General features: G+C 68.8%; 12 protein-coding genes. 2 read left to right on the top strand and 10 right to left on the bottom strand.

Annotation, left to right across the window (positions count from 1 at the left end; genetic code table 11):
* The first annotated feature begins 38 nt into the window (after nucleotides 1-38).
* A complete protein-coding gene (locus tag EV279_RS02065; RefSeq protein ID WP_166644423.1) occupies nucleotides 39-740 on the top strand; it encodes a BTAD domain-containing putative transcriptional regulator in 702 nt (233 codons plus the stop codon).
* Between the two features lie 9 nt (nucleotides 741-749).
* Here the strand turns inward: EV279_RS02065 and EV279_RS02060 are convergent, their stop codons facing one another.
* The 6 genes from EV279_RS02060 to EV279_RS02035 form a co-directional block, all read right to left on the bottom strand.
* Nucleotides 750-2126 carry a caspase family protein gene (locus tag EV279_RS02060; protein WP_133541283.1) on the bottom strand — a complete coding sequence of 459 codons (1377 nt, stop codon included), beginning with the start codon at nucleotides 2124-2126 and terminating at the stop codon, nucleotides 750-752.
* Between the two features lie 2 nt (nucleotides 2127-2128).
* Nucleotides 2129-3178, bottom strand: coding sequence for a hypothetical protein (locus EV279_RS02055; RefSeq protein WP_133541282.1), 1050 nt, complete (start codon nucleotides 3176-3178; stop codon nucleotides 2129-2131).
* 405 nt (nucleotides 3179-3583) lie between these two features.
* A complete protein-coding gene (locus tag EV279_RS02050) occupies nucleotides 3584-4423 on the bottom strand; it encodes a Cof-type HAD-IIB family hydrolase (RefSeq protein WP_166644422.1) in 840 nt (279 codons plus the stop codon).
* Between the two features lie 78 nt (nucleotides 4424-4501).
* The gene (locus tag EV279_RS02045; protein ID WP_133541280.1) at nucleotides 4502-5920 is read right to left on the bottom strand and encodes a glycoside hydrolase family 1 protein; all 1419 of its coding nucleotides are present in this window, start codon (nucleotides 5918-5920) and stop codon (nucleotides 4502-4504) included.
* An 80-nt stretch (nucleotides 5921-6000) separates the two neighbouring features.
* Nucleotides 6001-7857, bottom strand: coding sequence for a beta-glucoside-specific PTS transporter subunit IIABC (locus EV279_RS02040; RefSeq protein ID WP_133541279.1), 1857 nt, complete (start codon nucleotides 7855-7857; stop codon nucleotides 6001-6003).
* Nucleotides 7858-8041: 184 nt separating this feature from the next.
* On the bottom strand, nucleotides 8042-8941 hold the full coding sequence (locus tag EV279_RS02035; RefSeq protein WP_133541278.1) for a PRD domain-containing protein: 900 nt from the start codon (nucleotides 8939-8941) through the stop codon (nucleotides 8042-8044).
* A gap of 94 nt (nucleotides 8942-9035) precedes the next feature.
* Between EV279_RS02035 and EV279_RS02030 the strand changes: the two genes are divergently transcribed.
* Nucleotides 9036-9395 (top strand): MmcQ/YjbR family DNA-binding protein, encoded by a 360-nt coding sequence (locus tag EV279_RS02030; RefSeq protein WP_133541277.1) that lies wholly within the window; start codon nucleotides 9036-9038, stop codon nucleotides 9393-9395.
* Between the two features lie 21 nt (nucleotides 9396-9416).
* On the opposite strand, the gene EV279_RS02025 is transcribed toward EV279_RS02030, so the two are convergent.
* The 4 genes from EV279_RS02025 to EV279_RS02010 all read right to left on the bottom strand — a co-directional run bounded on the left by EV279_RS02025 (nucleotide 9417) and on the right by EV279_RS02010 (nucleotide 19142).
* Nucleotides 9417-9989, bottom strand: coding sequence for a YdeI/OmpD-associated family protein (locus EV279_RS02025; RefSeq protein ID WP_133541276.1), 573 nt, complete (start codon nucleotides 9987-9989; stop codon nucleotides 9417-9419).
* A gap of 114 nt (nucleotides 9990-10103) precedes the next feature.
* Nucleotides 10104-11081, bottom strand: a complete 978-nt coding sequence (locus EV279_RS02020; protein WP_133541275.1) for a hypothetical protein — start codon at nucleotides 11079-11081, stop codon at nucleotides 10104-10106.
* Nucleotides 11082-11216: 135 nt separating this feature from the next.
* Nucleotides 11217-15632, bottom strand: coding sequence for a hypothetical protein (locus EV279_RS02015; RefSeq protein ID WP_133541274.1), 4416 nt, complete (start codon nucleotides 15630-15632; stop codon nucleotides 11217-11219).
* A 33-nt stretch (nucleotides 15633-15665) separates the two neighbouring features.
* Complete coding sequence (locus tag EV279_RS02010) at nucleotides 15666-19142, bottom strand: hypothetical protein (protein WP_133541273.1); 3477 nt, start codon at nucleotides 19140-19142, stop codon at nucleotides 15666-15668.

The raw sequence follows: 19142 nt of genomic DNA, 5'->3' as shown, positions 1-19142 counted from the left end.
GACCTGGACATCGAATGAACACGGCGACGGACGACTCGATGACTGCCACGCTACAGCTCCTGGGATGCTGGCGACTCGCGGTCAGCGGTCGGGCGGTCGCAGTGCCTAGGCGCGACCAGCGCGTCATCGCCGCCATCGCCCTGCTCGATCCGCGCCCACGGCGCCAACTCGCCGAGATCCTGTGGCCGGACGGAAGTCGAGACCATGCGCAGGCGAACCTGCGCGTCAACCTGTCCGACATCCGTCGGCATTACCCAGGGATACTGGCCGACTCCGACCCGCTTTCGCTCGCGCCGGGGGTGGGGGTGGACGTCGCGTCACTTCGCCTTCTGCCGTCGATCATCGACGGCGAGACCGAGTGCTCGCGACTGCGGGAGTGGCTCGAGTTCGCCCGACGAGCCGAGCTGCTGCCCGGATGGTACGAAACCTGGCTCGACCTCGAGCAGGAACGGGTGCGACAGCTGCGCCTGAGCGCGCTCGAGATCCTCGGCCGGACGCTGCTCAAGTACGGCGACGCCGACGGCGCCCTCAGCGCCGCAACGATCGCCCTTGACGCCGAGCCGTGGCGAGAGTCTTCCTACGAACTGCAGATGCGAGCTCACATTCTCGCGGGGAACCGGGCACTCGCGCTGCGGGTGTACGAGAGCGCCCGGTCGATGCTGCTTCGAGAACTGGATGTCGAACCCGCGCCGATCCTCAGCGGCCTTGCGCAGGAACTGCGTTACCACGGATCTGTGTGAGCCTTCCTCTCAACCGAAAGGCGTCTTGGCGGCGAGCGACTCGGCATTCGCACCCCACAGGCCCAATTCCGGCGTCTGAGTCGGTCCCATCCTTGCGACGATCGCCTGGTGGAACTGACGGAAGTTCCCGCTGAACGAGCTCGAGTTCCAGACCTGGTGAAGAGTCGTCGTGAAGACGCCGTTGCCGCCGACCTCCTGCGAAAGCTGAGAGTCCAGACATCCCGAGATCGAGACACCGTTCGCGCGCACGGCGGATTGCCCACGCGCACCCGCCTGCAGCCCCGCATACAGCGCGGCGTGCCGAGCGACCACGGCAGCGTTGACCCCGATAGGCATGTTCCGCGTCAGCACGGGCCCACTCGGGCCCGTCCCACCTCCGCGGGAGGTACTCTGCTGGCCGGGAAACCGGCGCGGCTCGAGTGGCGCCTCGCGGGTCCGGGTCCTTTCGAACCGGTCGAAGATCGAGACATACGGACCCGACGCCGGTGTCCATCCCGCCCCCGCCTTCAACTTCTCCCAGAACGTCGCTGCGGAGGTCGAGAAGAGCGACCGCTGTGTCTCGGTCGTGGCCGTCACCTCGACACTGCGACTTCCGCCCGGTGAGGCGGGCCGTGGAAACGACCTGCTTCCGCCGCCGCTCGTCGCCGAAAGGTTGACGTAGAAGGCCCCTTTCCTCTCGGCGAACTCCAGTTGGTCCCGTGTGAACATCCGTCGGTAGACGGTGCCGCTGTGGCAGCTGTCGGACAGCAGCACGATGTCGACACCCGCAGCGAAGCCGGAGAAGGCCGACTCGAGTTCGTCGTCGATCAGCATGCGCTCGAACAGCACCCACGTCTCGTCCTGCAGGTCGATCTCGTTGTCACCGCTCACGTTCGGCACCTGGGCTCCATGGCCGGCGTAGGTGAGAAGGAAGATGTCGCCGCTCGCGAGCTGCTGCGCCGCTGCCGAGATCTCCGCGAGCACATTGGCAGCGGTGGCATTCTGCGTGAGAAGGGTTGTCGGGGTGAACCCGTCCCTGGTCGCGATCGCGCGCATCGTGGCAGCGTCGTTCTCACAGCCGCTCAGCGCTCCATCCCAGCCCTCGTAGTGCGCCGGGTCGACGCGGTTGACGCCGATGTGGAGCGACCTGCGGCGCCGGCCCGGCGATCCCGACCCGCTCGGCCCTCCCGTCGGCGAGCTGTCCGTCAGCCCCAGCGCGCCGAGAGTGATCGGCCCAGCGATCCCATCGTCGGCGAGCCCTCGAGAGCGCTGGAATTTCACCACGGCACTCCGGGTCATCGCTCCGAAGATGCCGTCCTCGGCCAGGCCGTAGTCGCCGAGTTCGTTCAGCCGCGCCTGCAGCCGTCGGACGTCATCGCCCCTCGACCCCATCTGCAAAGTACGCATGATCAGCCCGCGTACCAGTAGAAGTCGACGCGTTGGCCGGCGAGCTCGGGAAGGGACTTCTTGGGCAGCGTGTAGAGACCGTCCGCCTTCGCGAACACGAGCCTCGCACCCGTTGCGCGCAAGGAGTCTGCCGGGAGGCGGACGCTGTCCGTCTTCGTCGCGCCCTCGACCTCGACCGATGCGATCAGGGCATCATCGGCTCCCCGCACCTGCACGCACTTGAACCAGCTCTTGTGGTCGGGAATCGTGAGGCAGAACTCGACCGCAGTCGGGTCATCGATCGCTGTCATCGCCGTGACGGTGATGTCATCACCGCCTGGAAGGCGACCCGGAGACTCCAGCTGCTGCCAGTCGATGGTGCCGCTCGCCGGTTGCACGCTGCGGGTCTTTCCGGCTATCAGTTCGAAAGCCGTCGGCAGGACGGACTGGATCGAGGTGATGATCGTGCTGAACGCCGGAGCCCAGAAGCGCTGTGCGACCTCCGGATCGAGCATCAGCGGATCGATCGCGTTCATATCGCGACTGCCGTCGTCACCGAGGTACTGAGTGACCTTCTTGATCGCCCACGGCAGTTCATCGGAGATCGCCCCGGCGAGCTTCCCGAAGGCCTTGCCCCAGAACCGTTCCATCACCTCGTCGTCCGCAGTCCCGCCCTCACCGCGCGCACCGCGCTCGGTGAAGTCGCGCGCGATCTCGTCGATGAGGACCGGGAGCGTCTGGTCGAGCACCTGGTTGGTGATCGCCGTGAGCTGAGCCGATTGCGTCTGGAACTCATCGAGGAGGCGCAGAGCTCGCACCTCCGCCTCTTCCGACCCACCGGGGAACTCTCGGATGAAGCCGCCGGCGATGCCTCCCGCCTTGCCCCCCAGCGCCGCCCCGGCGGGACCGCCGAAGAAGCCTCCGACAGCCGACCCCGCCCACGGAAGACCGGCCTTTATGACGTCCTTGGCGTTGTCGGCAACGGCGTCCTTCACCTTGCCGGCCACGCTCGACACGGCCTTCTTGATCGATGAGAACCACCCACGGTAGTCCTCCTCGGTGGGAAGCGGCATATCTCCACCCGTAGCTCCGGCGGCGGCAGCGTCATCCTGGGACCCCGATCCGGACTGATCCGGTTGCTGCGGATCGCCCTCGCCCGTACCCCCGTCCTGCGACTCGGCTGCCGCGGTCGTCTCCGGTGCCCCATCGCGCGTCGCTTCATCGGCTGCCCGCGGCGTGCGCCGCGGGGCGCGCTCCTTCGCGCTCATCTACCCACTCCTCATTCCAGGGGCGGCGACACATCGGCCTCGGGTATGCCGGAGGTTCCACCCGATCTCGCTCGACGGATATCGAACGGCACAGAGTTCACACCCCCACCCGCAACAGCGATGTGAAATCGCCGATAGACGATCGCTACGAAACTGCAAAGAGCGCGAGTCGTTGCGGCACGCAGCCTCTGGAGCGGTCGCTCGTGCTGATCAGAGCAGTCCGTGATTCGCGAAGGCGTTCCAGACGCCGTCTGCGTCGACCCCGGTGGTGACCTCGTCGGCGTGCGCCTTGACGAGTTCCGGAGCGTTCCCCATGGCGATGCCGAGGCCGCACATGGCCAGCATCTCCACGTCGTTGTGGCTGTCGCCGATGCCGATCGTATGAGTCATCGGCACGCCCAGGCGCTCGGCGAGGCGCGCGATCGCCGCCCCCTTGTGCATACCCGGAAGGCTCACCTCGCCGCCGGCCTCTCCGAGGTACGGGATGGTTCCGGTGATCACGTGGAAGCGGTCGCCCAGGCCGTCTCGCACGCGGGCGAAGGTCCCCGCGTCGCTGCCGAAGAAGGTGGCCTTCGCGATCCCCTCGGTGGGGACCGGCCCTCGGTAGGCCATGCGCTTCTCGAGCTTCTTCACGTCACGCGAGGCCGCGGCGTCCCGGTTCCGGGCGATATCGGCCTCGAAGAGCGGGCGCACCCGCTCGAAGAGCCCCTCGCTCGGGTAGACGTCGTCGAATCCCTGGAAGTTGTACTCGACATCCCGCTCGCGGAAGAACCGGACGAGCTCGGTCACGGCCGAGCCGGGCATGGGGAAGCCGGCGACGACCTCGCCCCCGAACTCGACGAAGCCTCCGCCCGCCGTGATCGCGCCGTCGAAGCCGATGTCCGCGACTGTCGCGGGGATCTCCCGCCGTGACCGGCCCGTGCACAGGAGCACGAGATGTCCGTTGCCGCGCGCGCGGGAGATGGCGTCGGGAACCGACGGCGCGAGCTGCTGGTGGTGGTCGATGAGCGTGCCGTCGACGTCGACGAAGACAAGGCGGCGGGTGGTCACGTCGGTTGCTCCTCGGTGCACGGAGATTCCGGATGCCTCGGCCCGAGACATCCGGAAGCTCCGGAATGGCGGATGGGGTCAGCGGGTCAGCGAAGCGCCGTTCGTGCGGATAACTTCGGAGTACCAGTCGAACGACTTCTTCGGGTAGCGCGCGAGTGAACCGGAGCCGTCGTCATTGCGGTCGACGTAGATGAAGCCGTAGCGCTTGCTCAGCTGAGCCGTGCTGGCGCTGACGATGTCGATGCAGCCCCAGGCCGTGTACCCGATAACCTCGACGCCGTCGCGGATCGCCTCCTCGACCTGCACGAGGTGGTCGTTCAGGTACGAGATCCGGTAGTCGTCGACGACGGTCTTCCTGCCGTCCACCTCGACCAGCTCGTCGCGGGCGCCGAGGCCGTTCTCGACGATGAACAGAGGCTTCTGCCACCGATCCCAGAACTGGTTGAGCACGAGGCGCAGCCCCACGGGATCGATCGCCCAGCCCCATTCGCTCTTCGCGAGAGTCGGATTCTCGACACCGCCCATGATGTTCCCCTCGCTGGTCGCGCGGTCTCCGGCGGTCTCGGCGATGCTCATGTAGTAGCTGAACGACACGAAGTCGACCGTGTTGGTGAGGTCGTCGCGATCCTGCTCGGTGATCTCGAGCTCGACGCCCTTCTCGCGCAAGGTGCGCAGGAAGTAGCCGGGGTAACGGCCGCGGGTGTGCACGTCGCCGTAGACGAGATTGGCGTGATCGGCATCCATCACCGCGAGCGCGTCGTCGGGCGACGGAGTCAGCGGATAGATGGGCATCGACAGCACCATGCAGCCGATCTGCGCGCCGGGCGCGATCTCCCGCGCGAGACGCGTGACGCGCGCGGATGCCACGAGCTCGTGGTGCATCGCCTGGTACAGCGCCTGCTCGCCGAGCTCGTCCTTGGCGGAGTTGATGCCCCCGCTCATGAACGGGGCGTGCAGCAGCGAGTTGATCTCGTTGAAGGTGAGCCAGTACTTCACACGCGACCCGTACCGAGCGAGCAGGACCCGGGCGTAGCGCTCGTAGAAGCCGATGAGGTCGCGGCTCACCCACCCGTCGTACGTCTCGGCCAGGTGCAGCGGGGTCTCGTAGTGCGAGATCGTCACGAGCGGCTCGATCCCGTGCTTCTCGAGCTCGTCGAGGACCCGGTCGTAGAAGGCGAGACCCTCTTCGTTGGGCTCGGTCTCGTCCCCGTCGGGGAAGACGCGGCTCCACGCGATCGAGAAGCGGTACACCGAGAAGCCCATCTCGGCGAAGAGTGCGATGTCTTCCGCGTAGCGGTGGTAGAAGTCGATGGCCTCGTGCTTGAGGTTGTCGGGCGTGGGCTCAGCGGTGCGCGGGCCGACGATGCCCTGCGGCATGACGTCCTGCACCGAGAGGCCCTTGCCGCCCTGGTCGTAGGCGCCCTCGATCTGGTTGGCGGCTGTCGCACCGCCCCACAGGAAGCCGGTCGGGAAGGCGGTGGTGGTCGTGTCGGTCATCGTGGTGTCTCTCCTTCGACGGATGCCGGGGGTCGCGGTTGCGGGCAGGGCGGTGCGAGGCGACCGCCCTGCCCGACGGCTCACTTCGCGGGGATCGCGGCCTCGACAGCGCGGGCGAAGAACAGCGGCTCGCCGTGCGCGATCGGGCCGGAAGCCGCCTCGCCGACCTCCGGGTAGAGGTCCGGGTTGGTGATGATGACGGGAGTTGTCAGGTCGTACCCGGCACGCTCGATCGCGTCGCCGTCGAACTCGACGAGGAGGTCGCCCGCCTTCACCTCCTGGCCCTGAGTGACCTTGAGCGAGAAGTGACGGCCGCCCAGGCGCACGGTGTCGATGCCGATGTGGATCAGCAGCTCCGCTCCGTCCGTCGCGCGAAGCCCGACGGCGTGGCCCGTGGGGAAGGCCGCCACGACGGTGGCGTCGAACGGCGCGTACACCGCGCCGGAGCGGGGGCGGATCGCCACGCCGTCGCCGAGCGAGCGGTCGGCGAACGCCGCGTCGGGAACGTCGGACAGCGGCACGACCGTGCCGTCCACCGGGCTGAGCACGCGGACGTCGGTGCTCTCGGCGGCGACGGTCGCCTCATCCTCGGGGTCCTTGAACCCGACCGTCAGCACGAGCACGAAGGGGATGACGATCGCGGCGGCAAGCCCGATCGCGAGCATGATCATGTTCCCGTTGCCGATGAGGGCAGGGACGGCGAGCGCCGAGGGCACGACGAAGCTCGTCGAGAAGATGCCGCCGAGGGACAGGATGGCGCCGCCGACGACGCCGCCCACGATGCCGAACGCGAACGGGCGCTTGAGGGGCAGGTTGATGCCGTAGATGGCGGGCTCGGTCACGCCGGCGAGGAAGCCGGAGAGCGTCGCCGGCGCCGCGAGCGAGCGAAGACGGCTGTTGCGGGTGCGCACCCAGACTCCGGCGACCGCCCCGGCTTGTGCGAGCACGGCGGCGAACACCGGAGCGATGAGCATGATCTGGCCCGTGGTCTGGAACTCCAGTGTGAAGAGCGGCACCAGTCCCCAATGCAGGCCGAAGATGACGAAGACCTGCCACAGACCGCCCATGACAGCACCGCCGATGACGGGGACGTTCGTGAAGAGCCAGCCGATGCCGCCGCCGATCCAGCCGCTGATGATCGCCGACAGCGGGCCGATGACGACGAAGACGAGCGGCACGCCCACCAGGACGACGATCATCGGGGTGACGAACCGGCGGATCGACGTCGGGAGGACCCGGTAGAGGAACCGCTCGGCGTGGCTCTGCAGCCACACGACGACGATGATCGGGATGACGCTCGAGATGTACGTGACCATCGTGAAGGGGATGCCGAAGAATGTCAGCCCCTCCTGCCCGACCGCCGCGACGACGGTCGGGTAGACCAGGGCGCCGGCGATGGCGAGGGAGGTGAACTCGGCGGCCTTGAAGTAGCGCGCCGCGGTGATCGCCAGCGCGAGCGGCAGGAAGTTGATGAACGCATCCGACAGCGCGTTGAGCACGAGGTAGGTGCTCGAGGCGGTGTCGATCCACCCGAACGTCACCGCGGCCGCCAGGAACGCCTTGAGCAGGCCCGTGCCCGCAAGGGCCCAGAGTATGGGGGTGAAGATCGACGAGATCATCTTGATGAACCGGTTGAAGAGGTTGCCCCGCGGCTCGTCCGAGGCGGGCGTCGCTCCGCTTGCCGCCCCGAGCTTCGACACCTTGCCGATCTCGGCGTACACCTCGGGGACGTCGTTGCCGATGACGACCTGGTATTGACCGCCGGCCCGGGCGGTGGTGATGACCCCCGGGGTCGACGTGAGGGCCGCGGCATCCACCTTCGACTCGTCCTTGAGGACGAACCGCAGCCGGGTCATGCAGTGCACGAGGGACTGCACGTTGTCCTCGCCGCCGACGCCCTTGAGGACCCCCGCCGCTGTCTTCGCGTAATCCGCCATCGGGATCCGCCTTCCTTTCGCCGCTCCTGTGCGGCCTGTGTCACAGGCGAAGCCCCGATGACCCGTTTCCGGGCAACAAAAAAACCTGAACTCGTTCATCGCCGATGTGGCGATGTGAGTTCAGGTTTTGCCCGCTCGCGCGGTGACAATCCAGGACTTCGGCAGGACTGGAGCCCTGCGCCGGTCACGATAGCACGTCGCTGCCGCTGGTGTCACGTCCGATCTGGGCGGCGAGGCGCTCGACATGCACGATGAGGTAGAGGAGCTCCTCGTCGGAAAGGGCGGATCCGGTCGCGGCCGCGACGTAGCTCTTGACGTCCTCGGCGATGCGGTACGACTCGGGATACTTGACGCGGGCGAACTCGAAGAACGACGAGTCGTTGCTGCGGAGCATCGACTGCGAGACCAGGCGCTGCAGCAGGAACTGCACGTGGAGGACGAATCGCGCGTAGTCGGGATTCTCGACGTCGAGCGTGACCCCGAGCCCCCGCTCCACCGTGGCGACGACGTGCTGCACCCGGCGGAACAGCTGAGCCGCCGTCCCGTTGGGCTCGTCGCGCGTGGCGTTGAGCAGATGCATCGTCAGGAATACGGCCTCTTCGTCGGGCAGCGCCCGGTCGAGCCGGCTGCTGATGACGGTGGCCATGGTGGCGGCCGCCGCGAACTCCTGGGGGTGCAGCACCCGAAGCTCGGGCATGTTGGTGGTGGGTATGCGGATCCCGGCATCCAGGCGCTCCAAGACGTACTGGATGTGGTCGATCACGGCGATCAGCAGCCTTCGGCCGAGATCACGCTCCAGCTGTCTCTCGGCGCCGTCGACCGCGGCGCTCACGGCCTCGATGACCGGGTACGGGACGTCGGCGAGAACGCGTCGCGTGTGCTCGGGGTCGCCGGACTGATCGATGACGAAGGTCTTCTCGACCTTCGCCGGGTCGATCGCGTCGGAGGCCTTGAGCTGGAAGCCCAGACCGCGTCCCATGAGGACGCGTTCGCGTCCCTGCTCGTCGACCGAGATCACGACGTTGTTGTTGAGCACCTTGTGCGCGACGACGCGCACGCCCTGCCTTTCGCCTGGCACCGGCATGGCTGCGATTCTATGCGGCCGAGCACGGAGGGGACGTCGCACGCCTGCTCGCGGTCGGCGGCGGGTTCCGCTCTCGGAGGAGGATACTGGCGCAATGACTCCGGACGAGATGCACGCCTATTGCGCCGCGAAACCGGGCGCTTGGGTCGATGAGCCGTGGCCCGGGGATGTGGTGTTCAAGGTCGGCCCTCCGGACCGGGGCAAGATCTTCGTCTTCCTCGGAGACGGCAGCTCGATCGGGTTCAAGGCCGCGACGACTCGGGAGGAAGCGGACGACTGGCTGGCACGGTATCCCGAGGACGTTCGCGTCTCGGCGTACATCGGGCGGTCGGGATGGAATACCGTGAGCCTGCGCGGCGGCGTGCCGGACGATGAGCTCCGCGAGGCGGTCGACCGGTCGTACGAACTGGTCGTGGCGGGGCTTCCCAGGAAGTACCGCGTCTTCCAGGACTAGGGCGCCGGCTCTCGGCGACCCTCAGTACAGGGTCTCGCCGCGTTTGAGCATCTCGACGTATTCAGCGACGCGCGCGGCGCGCGAGGCCGGCCGCTTGAGGTTGGCGACGCGGAAGGCCATCGCGAACCTGTTCTGCGCGGATTGCGCTGCGAAGGCGTCCGCGAGCAGCGGGTCGGCATCGAGGGCCTCCTGCAGCTCGGGCGGGAGCTCGCCGTCGCGCTGGCGGTACGCGCGATCCCATCGGCCGTCCGCCTTGGCGCGGTCGATCTCGAGCTGGCCTGCCGGCCGCATACGGCCCTCCTCGATCAGCCGGGTGACGTGGCCGATGTTGACCTTCGACCACAGGCTCCGCGGCCGCCGCGGCGTGAAGGTCTGCAGGTAGTAGTCGCCGTCCAGCGCGCGCGACTGACCGTCGATCCACCCGAAGCACAGCGCCACATCGAGCGCTTCGGCGTACAGGATCCCCGGCTTCGTGCTCGCCTTCTTCCGCAGGCGGAGCAGCACACCGCCCGGGTCGGGATCGGAGTCCAGCCAGGCTTCCCACTCGGAAGCCGTGTCGACGTGCAGTTCCGGCTTGTCGGCACGTTGCGCCATGACGGGAGGATAGCGCCGGCGTCCGACGCGCTCGGCGAGCATGCGCTCTCGTCGGCGGCATCCGCCCGCCCGTCGGCCTTCGTGCGGACCCCCGTCGGCGCGGCGGGACCGGGATCAGAGGTGGGACTCGATGAACTTCACGATCGCTTCGAGCTCTCGCTCCACGGCGGCCTCCAGCGGCTCGAAGGGCGCACCCGAGAGGTAGCGAGCGGCGGTGCCGGGTCCGTCAGGGCTGCCGTGGTCGGCGTCGATCGACTTCCGCCACCGTTCGGCATGCGTCGCCCACTCGTAGCGGTTCACGATCTGGGGCTCGTCGAACCAGACGTTCCACGTCAGGGTATTCCCGGGCGAGAGCAGATTGCCGGAATAGGTGTTGAAGAGGTACATCACGAGCGCGTTGAAGTCGTCGGCCACCTCGTCTCCGGTGGTCGCGATGTCTCCGATCTCCACTCCGAGGTGGGCCACATTCCAGGCGACATCCTCATGCCTGGCGAAAGCCGGGATGGGGAAGTCGGTGCTCTCCCCGTCCCGAAGCGGGAAGATCGGCTGGGCAGGGCTGCCGGGATCGAAGGTGCGCACCTTGATCGCGTGCTCCTTGTCGTGCGGGAACGGGTGACCCGCGGTGATGAACGCGTTCCAGAGCCACTTGACGAGGCTGTTCTCCTTCGCGCTCGGGCTGAACCAGATCTTCCCCGTGACCTCCAAGTCGGCCGCGAGCGTCTTCGCGGGCTCGTCGACCCACCCGCGCTGTCCGGTGACGGAGACCTCCACGTTCAGGCATCCGAGCGCCGCGAAGTCGACCCCCTGCTGCGGGCAGATGATCGAGTAGACGCGGCCCTCGTCGTCGTAGCCGATTCTCGAGATGTCGGGCGCGAACATCTGATAGCAGCGGGAGTCGGGGGTTCCCGGGTCGGTCTCCCACGAGAACTCCGGCCACAGGACCGCCTGCTGACGGTCGAGCTTGCCGATGTTCGCCATGTTGGCGAGCTTCGGCAGCGACGACAGGTCCGGATCCGGATATGCGAAGGCGGGATCCGACTGGGCGAAACCGCCCACCCAGCCCGGAGGGATCAGACGGCTCGGTTCGCTCATTTCGGCATCCCTCTCAGCGCCCTCGTCGGCACTCTCGGAGGCTAGCGCTGGCCGACCGGCCGGTCTGTAGGCCATAAGGCGGACAGCGGATCCGGGCCGATGAAGCCAGCGGCCGGCGCCGGGGCGCGGCATCCGTCAGTACTTCGTCCAGGAGATGTTCTCGGCGTGTGCCTTCGTGATCGTGCCCGTGAGCCGATCGGGATGCTGCAGGTCGCGGAACGTGACCGAGGCGTTGACGAGGTCGCTGATGGTGATGACGCCGGTGCGCAGGGTCGAGAGCCCGGTGACGGGGCCCGGCACGCCCTTGGACGGTGACGGCCCCCGGTCGTAGAGCGTGAGGTCGACCGCCGAGAGCTTGAACGCGTCGAGACCGAGCGCGAGACCGCCGGGATTGGTGCCGCCCCGGGCCGACGGCGTGACCACCGCGGGGATCCCGCCCTTCACCGTCAGGTTGAGCAGCGCGTCGGGGGCGAGGGTGACCGACCCCTTCGCGGCGTCGGACGAGATCGGGATCGGGATCGCGTTCTGGTTGCGGATGCTCAGCCGCGCGTCGAGCTTGCGGATCTCGAGGCTGTCGGCGGTGATCTTGGAGGCCGCGGCCTTCTCGAGGAATTCCGTCTTGTCCTTCTCCGACATCTTCGCGAACTCCGCCTTCGTCGTGCCTCCCTCGTGCATGTCGAAGATCGCCGACCAGAGTGAGAACTTGTCGGCCCAGGCGCGCCCGACGTCCAGGGGCCGCATGTCCCATGTGATGAAGTCGATCCAGTCGATGCCGCGCGGACGGTTCTTCCCCTCAGGATCGTTCCCCTTGTCCATGTTCTTCGGGTTCTTGACGTAGACGCCGAGCTGCAGCTGATTGCCGTGCAGGTTGAGGATCGGCTCCTCCGTCACGAAGTCGACGAACCACGGACGCACGTAGATGTCGTATCCCGTCCAATTGGGCCCGATCATGCCCCCGCCGAGGTGCGTCGAGGAGATCTTGCCCTTGATGTTCTTCTCGAAGGTCGGGATGTCGACCTCGCCCTTGACGATCGGCACGATGAGCGGTCCGAGACGGATGTCCTTCGGCCCGGTCTTGTCGTTTCGGAGATAGATCTCGACCTCGATGGATCCGTCGATGTGATCGACGGCCGTGCGGATCGTCTTGGGGTCGAACCCGGGCGCCGGCGACGGATCCTTGAAGATGCCCTCCTGTCCGGGCTCGTCGCCATCGGTGATCGGGTTGTGCGCGCGTCGCGTGTCCGACGTCAGGTCGAGCGAGAAGAAGGCATCCGTGATGTCGAGCGAGGGGATGTCGACGCGCATCCCCTTCCCGAGGTTCACGTCGAGCTGCGTGAGGTCGACCGACCTGGCCTTGATCCACACGGCCTTGCGGCTCGTGCCGGGCACGAGCTTGATGTATTCGAGATCCTTGATGTACGGCTTCTCGACGTAGAGATGCCCGGTGGCACTCGTGTAGACGGCCCGCACGGCGCCGAGCCTGCCGACCTGCACCGACTCGCCGAGACCGAGTTCGGCAGCCTTCTTCATGATGAGCTGGGGATTGGCGACGTCGACCTTCATGCCGCCGCCGGCATAGAGGAACAGCGACGCCGGTCCGGTCGTGAGCCGCACGTCGCCGGAGAACTTCTTCTTGAGGTTCGCGGAGATCGAGGCCCCGAGCTCCGCGATCCCCACGGTGCCCTCGATGTTCATCGTCTCGAGGTCGACCGTGAAGTCGGGATGCAGGAGCTTCGGGTCGGTTCCGAGGGGCGGAGTGAGTGCGAGGTCGCGGATGAAGGTCTCGTCGGCGGGCTTGCCCGTCGCCGGCTGCACGACGATCGAGGTGTCGTCGTCAGGCAGGTCGATCCACAGTCCGCCGAGCACGATGCGGTCGATCGTGAAGGTGTCGAACGCGAGCTTGGTGAAGGGGCTCTTGCCCTTGACGGGCGGCACGCGCTTCTCGATCCGCCCCTTCGTGCGCAGGCCCAGGATGTCGATGCGGCCGGCTTTGAGCCCGCCGCCGGCCGGGGTCGTCGTGAGGTGCAGGCGGCGTCCGCCGAGGACGGTGCGGATGTCGAGCGAGTCCGCCGAGATCTGCTCGATGAACAGCCCGCGCGAGTCGGCCGGGTCGTCGCTGCCGAACGTGATCGCGTCGGGGCCGACGTCGATCGCGGCGCCCGCGAGCCCAGAGAGCGAGACCGTGCCGGTGTAGTCGCCGCTGAGCGACGCGCTGCCCGAGATGCCCTTCAGCACGGCGTGCAGGCGGTCGCCCTTCAGCACGTCGACGCTGATGAAGTCGGCCGACAGGCTCGCCTTGACGTCGAGCTTGTCGCGGAGCTTGCCCTCGACATCCACCGACAGGCTCGACAGCTCGAAGGACTTCTTCGCGGGCCTGAGATGCACCCGGCCGATCGTGAGCGGCGGCTCGCCCGTGCCCGCCTTGTCGCTCCGGCCGAGGTGGAGCTCGAGCGGCTTGTCGGTCCAGGTGAGCCCGTCGCCCGTGAGCTTCGTGATGACGACGTCGGTGACCGACCACGCGGCGGGCACCTTCGCCTTCGTGCCCTTGGCAGGGATCTCGGGCGTCTGGACGGCGGCGAGGGTGACGGATGCCGCGGTCAGCGGCCCCTTGCCGCTGAGGGTCGCCGTGCCGACCTTCCAGCGGATCGGCCCGATCACGAGCCCCGACAGAGTGGCGTTCGCCCGCGCGCCCTCGGGGCTGCTGTCGAAGTCCGCCGCGACCTTGACCTGCCGGACGGTGAGGCTGCCGTCCGGCGTCGTGAGGTCGGTGCCGAGGAGCAGGAGGTCGCGCACCTTGAGCGAGACGGTCCTCCCGCCCTTGTCGTCGGTGACGAACGACGCCCGGATCGTGGGTTTGCCGCTCGTGCGCTTCGGCGCCGTGGTGAGCGTGCCCGCGACCGACGTCCGGCTGGACAGGGCGCCCATCGCGAGCTCGAAGCCCACATCCTCGAAGCGGTCCACCGAGCCCTTGGCCTTCACGAGCTGCCAGCCTGCGCTTCCCGGCTGGAAGAGGATGTCTTCGCCGACGATGTCGTGAACCGTGCCGCGGAGCATCGCGACATGCGTCGTCGAACCGTCGGGCTCCTTGGTGTCCATGACGATCGACGTGCCGCCGAGTCGCGTGATGGACAGAGTCGGGATGCGCGCGGCCGACACCGCCGACTCGCCGCCCGGTGTGCGCGAGACGTCGACCTCGACGCTCATCCGGAGGCCGTCGATCCAGACCTTCTCGGCGGAGATGCCGTCGCCGGGAGACCCCATCGCGACCTGCTCCACCTCGAGGCGGTCGATCGTGAGGTTCGGCACGCTGTAGCCCGTGGCGGTCGTCTTGAGGCTTCCACGGAGCGTTCCGAGGCCGACCCGGCCGACCGAGCCGCCGGGAAGATGGATGCCGGTCACCTCGAGCCCGCTCAGTCCGAACGTGGGCTGGAGCTGCGTCACGAGAGCCTCAGGCGTCACGCCCTTCACCTGGTCGATGCGGGCGTCGACGTTGCCCGCCGACAGCCCGACCGACGCCGTGCCCGCGGCGCGGTCGATGACGAAGCCGCGGCCGGCGATGTTGGTCGCGGCGATGTCGTGCAGCGACACCGAGAGCGTGCCCTGCGGGTCGAGTTCGCCCGTGATGCGGCCGAAGGTGATGCCACCGACCTCCGTGCCGAGCAGGCGCTTGGCGAGGTCGGTCAGCTCGCGCACCTGCTGCGCGGCCGCGAATCGGTCGGCGTCGGTCGAGGCATCCTTCGCCCGTCGCTCGGCCTCGCCCAGCGCGACCACGGCGTCGAGGGCGCGGGCCAGGCGCTCGCGGATCGGCCGGTTGCCCTCGATGTCGGGAAGCGCGGCGATCTCCTGCCGCAGCGCGTCGGCCGTCGGGATGGCGTCGGCCTTGAGCACGACGGCGGGCTGGGCGGGATCGGTGCTCGTGAGCTGCGTCTGGTCGATCTCGAGGCGGAACTCGCTCGTCTTGGCGAGCTGGCCGATCGTCGGGACCGACGGGCCGCCCTCGGTGAACTGGTCGATGAGGCTCGCGTCGTCGAGGTATCCGGGCGCATACGGGAGGATGCCGACGTTCGGGAGCTTCGCTCGGGCGTGGATGCCCTTGAACGTCACTCCGGGCGACTGGATGGCGCCGGACAGCGGACCGAGGGTGATGGAGCCGATCTCGGCCACGACTCCGATGTCGGACCTCAGTCGCTTGGTGAGGCGGACGAGCTCTTTGCGCTCGTCGGCGGACAGGGAGCCGGGATTCCAGCGGTCCTTGCCCTCGAGCTCCTGCAGGCGCTTCTCGTCGGCGGCCTTCTCGCCGAGCGCCGCGGCGAGTTGCGTCTTGAGCGCTTCCTCGCGTTTGTCGAGCTCGGTGTGCTGGGGTGTCCCGGGCTTCGCCTTCGCCTTCGCCTGCACGACCATCGCGAGGGCGGCGTTGAGGTAGGCCGGGAGGCTCTGGCCGAGCGTGAGGTTGACGTCCTCGAGCACGAGCGAGCCGATCTGCTGCCCCGCGCCGATCGAGATGCCCTTCACCTCGAGGCGGTCGAATGCGACGTTGAACGCCCGCAGCATCTGCGTCGAGTCCTTGATCCGCTGCGCCGCGGATTAGGGGGGTCGCAGAACGCCGTCGCTCGCGAGCCCCCACAGGTAGGTGAGCGGCTGCGGCGTGGGCGCGATCTTGTTCGCGGCGAACGCCGCGACGCTGCTCACGGGGAACGGCAGTTTCAGCGGGATCATCGCGTAGTCGAGCAGCGTGTAGTCGCCGGGTATCGACCCCTGCAGCGACACCAGGTTCGCCAGCAGCTGGAACAGCGGCCCGAACACCGGGATGGGGATCGTGCCCTTGGGCAGCTCGCGGCCGAGGTTGCCCGACGGGTCGGTCGAGGCATCCGCCGTCGCATTGAAGCCGAACCCGCCGACGCCCAGGTTCGCCACGGCCCACGCCCCTGACAGGGGGAGCGTCGGGTCGATCATGACGAAGTCGCGCAGCGACAGGTCGTCGAACTTCGCCGTGATGTACCCGGGTCGCTTGTAGCCGCGGTCCGAGAACCCGGCGCTCGCCCGGAACTTCGAGATCGTCACGGGGCCGGCCTTGTAGGTCTTGCCCGGGAGCACCATGTTGACCCCCGCGATGTCGAGCCGGTCCGTCTCGACATTCACGATGAAGCCGTCGGCGAAGGTCGCGTCCACCGAGATGTGGTTGGCTCCGCCCTTCGACGACCCGAGGGTGACGCCGTCGAAGTCGCCGCCGAGCACCCACTGCACGTCGGTCAGGTCGAAGGCGCGCAGGTGCATCGTCTTGCCGAAGAGCGAGATCTCGGCGTCGGACGCGAAGAGGTGGTACGCGGCGAGGGCGAGCCCCTTCGCGGCGACGCCGAGCGTGCGCAGGCCGCTCGGGATGTGGCTCGACTCCGTCGCCCGGGGCTCGAAGACGGTGCGCTTCTCGGCCTCGCTGTACAGGCCGAAGTCGCGGAGGATGGCGGCGAGCAGCGGCGCCTGCGCGACCTGTCGGTCGACGCGCAGCCGGCGGGTCAGGTCGAAGAGCCAGTGCCGGTCGTCGGCCGCGACCGCGAGATCGACGAGGGCGCGCAGGATCGTGGCGTTGGGCTCGGTCCACAGGCGCTCGTCCGACAGTCGCTCGCGCAGGGCCGCCCGCGTCGGCAGTCGCTCGTCGCGGCCCGTCGCGAGGGTCGAGGGGAGCGAGCGGCGCATCTCGTCGGTCAGGCCGCTCCAGAACGTCGACCACACCGACGGGTTCTGAACGGCGAAGGCCTGCTGCGCGCCAGGGGAGAGGGCCCTCAGCGCCTGCAGTGCGATCCACGCGTCGTGCGCCGTGAAGGTGAGGAACCCGAAGAACCCCGGCATGAGGCCCAGCGCCTGCCGCACGAGGTGGAGGGGATCGCGCAGCTGATTGAGCTCGAGCAGCTCCTGGCGCGTCTCTTCGCCGAGCAGGAAGGAATCGGGCAGCTTCTCGACGATCTCGTTGAGACCCTGCAGCGCGTCGAGGCGCCGGATGATCGCGGTGCGGAGGGCGAGGTCCTTGGCCGGGTCGTCCGGGATCCAGGCGTTGGCGTCCCCGCTCAGGGTCTTGCCGAGGAGGTTGCGGACGATCCACAGCGACAGCAACGCGTGGCGCTGGCCGCCCCACAGGTCGAGGTAGCCCTTCGCATACGACAGCAGCAGGGTCTCCGGGATGCCGAGGCTCACCCCCGTCTCGTACTCCCGCCCGACGCCCGTGTACTCGCCCGAGTCCCACATGTCCTGCGGCAGATTGTCCAGGAGCCGCCCGAACCACTTGCCGTTGTCGAGCTGCCGCCAGGCGTCCTGGGCATCGAGCGGCGTGCTCCGCACGAGGAGGTACGCCAGCCGCGCCTCGGAGTCGCGCACGGCCCAGTCGAAGATCCCGTACGAGAGCAGCTCGATGGCGCGGGAGATGTTGCTCGCGGGACTGCGTGCGGCGAGCACGACCCGGAGCACCGCGCCGTACCCCGGATGCCGGCGGTCGTCCTCGTCGAGCGCCTCGACGAGCGTCGCGACGAGCCCCTTGCCGTCCAGCGTGTTCACGAGTCCCACGAGCGCGGGGGTCGTCGCGGGTGGGGCATTCGTGCCCGTGCCCGCCGTCGGCGCCTCGGAGATGGCCTTGCGCAGATCCTCGAGCGTGGGAGTGCCGGAGGGCGCGTTCGCCCTTTCGGCTGCGGCGACCTGGGTGGGATCGGTCACACCGCAGAGCGGGGCGAGCGCCGTCAGCGCCTTCTTCGCGTTGTCGCGGCCCCCCGCCTGCAAGAGCCGCTCGACCTCGTCCTGCAGCAGGCCCGCGCTCGCCTGAATCCCCTTCGACAGCTCGTTCTCGGCGCTGAGCGCCTGCCTCAGCTCGGCTTCGTCGGTCGAGGCGTCGGGCGGCGACGAGTACAGGGCGCGGAAGACCTCGCGCCGCTCCCCGTCCACGAGCTTGGCGAGCGTCTTCCTGCCCGCGCGGCGCAGGGTCGCGAGCAGCGCGCGGCGGGCGATCGGCGACAGGCGGTCGGGCTGCACGTTGCGCAGCGCTCTCGCCGCGCCCGGGTACGGCGTGCCGTTGAGCTGCGGCGTCGTGTCGGCGAGGCCGGCGAGCTCCCCCGCCGTGAGCGCCGAGAGCACGGCGACGCAGGCCTCGGGGTACGCGGTGTGGTGGTCGTCCTCGAGCTGGCCGAGCGTCCGCCGGTCCTTCGCGGGAAGCGCCCGCACGAGAGACCGGGCGACGACGAAGGCGAACCCCGACAGCACCCGCAGGGCGTTCTCGACCATGCTCGGGGTGTTCTGAGTCCACGGGTGGTCGAGCAGCTGCGAGAGCGCCCGGACATCGGCGGTGTGGTTGATCTCGACGGCCCGGTCGAGCTGCTTCTCGAGCGGGACGACGTCCGGGGTCGTCGCGGTGTCCGCCGTCGCCAGGGCGCTCTCGTCGGGCGCCGTCGCCGGCGCGATCCCGGTCGCATCGCCGGCCCGGGCGACGCGGCCCGAGGGCAGGGCCGTGCGCGGCACCCAGACCTCGGCGCCTGCCGAAACGGCGGCGGCGATGCCGGCCGCCTCGGCCTCGGCCGCCGTGACGTCGGCTTCGACGCGGCCGAGGTTCTCGTGCTGGCGGAGGTGCGCGAGCTCGTGGGCGAGGACGGCCGGGAAGCGCGGATGCCGGGGGTCGCCGTTCAGCACGATGCGGGCAGCGGATGCCTCGCCCCGGGGCGCGCCGGCCGGCTGGGCGCTGTCGAAGACGACGCGGGCGTCGTCCAGGCCCAGGAGCGGCGCGAGCTGCGCGATGAGCTGCCGCACGAGGTCGGTCGACGCGCGCGCGGCTGTGTCGGCGCCGTACGACGCGGCCGGGCGCTCGCCGTCCGCCTCACGAGCCAGCGGGACAGTGCCGCCGGGCCTGACCCTCGTGGGTGAGGAGGGTGCTGCCCGCTCGTGCCGCGGCTGTCGCGGCGTGCGCGGCTCCCGCGCCGGCGCGAGGCGCGGGGCGAGCGCCGTGCCGGTGGTTGCGGCCCACGACCGGCCGCCGTCCGCGGCCCTCGCCGCTTCCGGCGATCCGCCCGGCGGTCCCGTCGCCTGTTCCAC

The organism is Microbacterium sp. BK668 (genome assembly GCF_004362195.1).
In the GTDB taxonomy this organism is placed as follows: domain Bacteria; phylum Actinomycetota; class Actinomycetes; order Actinomycetales; family Microbacteriaceae; genus Microbacterium.
This window is presented reverse-complemented; position numbering and strand designations above follow the sequence as displayed.

What these genes read in the sequence shown, in the direction of transcription:
- EV279_RS02035 (WP_133541278.1), bottom strand. Translation starts at nt 8,941, where the DNA reads ATGCCGGTGCCAGGCGAAAGGCAGGGCGTGCGCGTCGTCGCGCACAAG.
- EV279_RS02015 (WP_133541274.1), bottom strand. Translation starts at nt 15,632, where the DNA reads ATGCTGCGGGCGTTCAACGTCGCATTCGACCGCCTCGAGGTGAAGGGC.
- EV279_RS02020 (WP_133541275.1), bottom strand. Translation starts at nt 11,081, where the DNA reads ATGAGCGAACCGAGCCGTCTGATCCCTCCGGGCTGGGTGGGCGGTTTC.
- EV279_RS02055 (WP_133541282.1), bottom strand. Translation starts at nt 3,178, where the DNA reads ATGCCGCTTCCCACCGAGGAGGACTACCGTGGGTGGTTCTCATCGATC.
- EV279_RS02045 (WP_133541280.1), bottom strand. Translation starts at nt 5,920, where the DNA reads ATGACCGACACGACCACCACCGCCTTCCCGACCGGCTTCCTGTGGGGC.
- EV279_RS02060 (WP_133541283.1), bottom strand. Translation starts at nt 2,126, where the DNA reads ATGCGTACTTTGCAGATGGGGTCGAGGGGCGATGACGTCCGACGGCTG.
- EV279_RS02025 (WP_133541276.1), bottom strand. Translation starts at nt 9,989, where the DNA reads ATGGCGCAACGTGCCGACAAGCCGGAACTGCACGTCGACACGGCTTCC.
- EV279_RS02040 (WP_133541279.1), bottom strand. Translation starts at nt 7,857, where the DNA reads ATGGCGGATTACGCGAAGACAGCGGCGGGGGTCCTCAAGGGCGTCGGC.
- EV279_RS02030 (WP_133541277.1), top strand. Translation starts at nt 9,036, where the DNA reads ATGACTCCGGACGAGATGCACGCCTATTGCGCCGCGAAACCGGGCGCT.
- EV279_RS02065 (WP_166644423.1), top strand. Translation starts at nt 39, where the DNA reads ATGACTGCCACGCTACAGCTCCTGGGATGCTGGCGACTCGCGGTCAGC.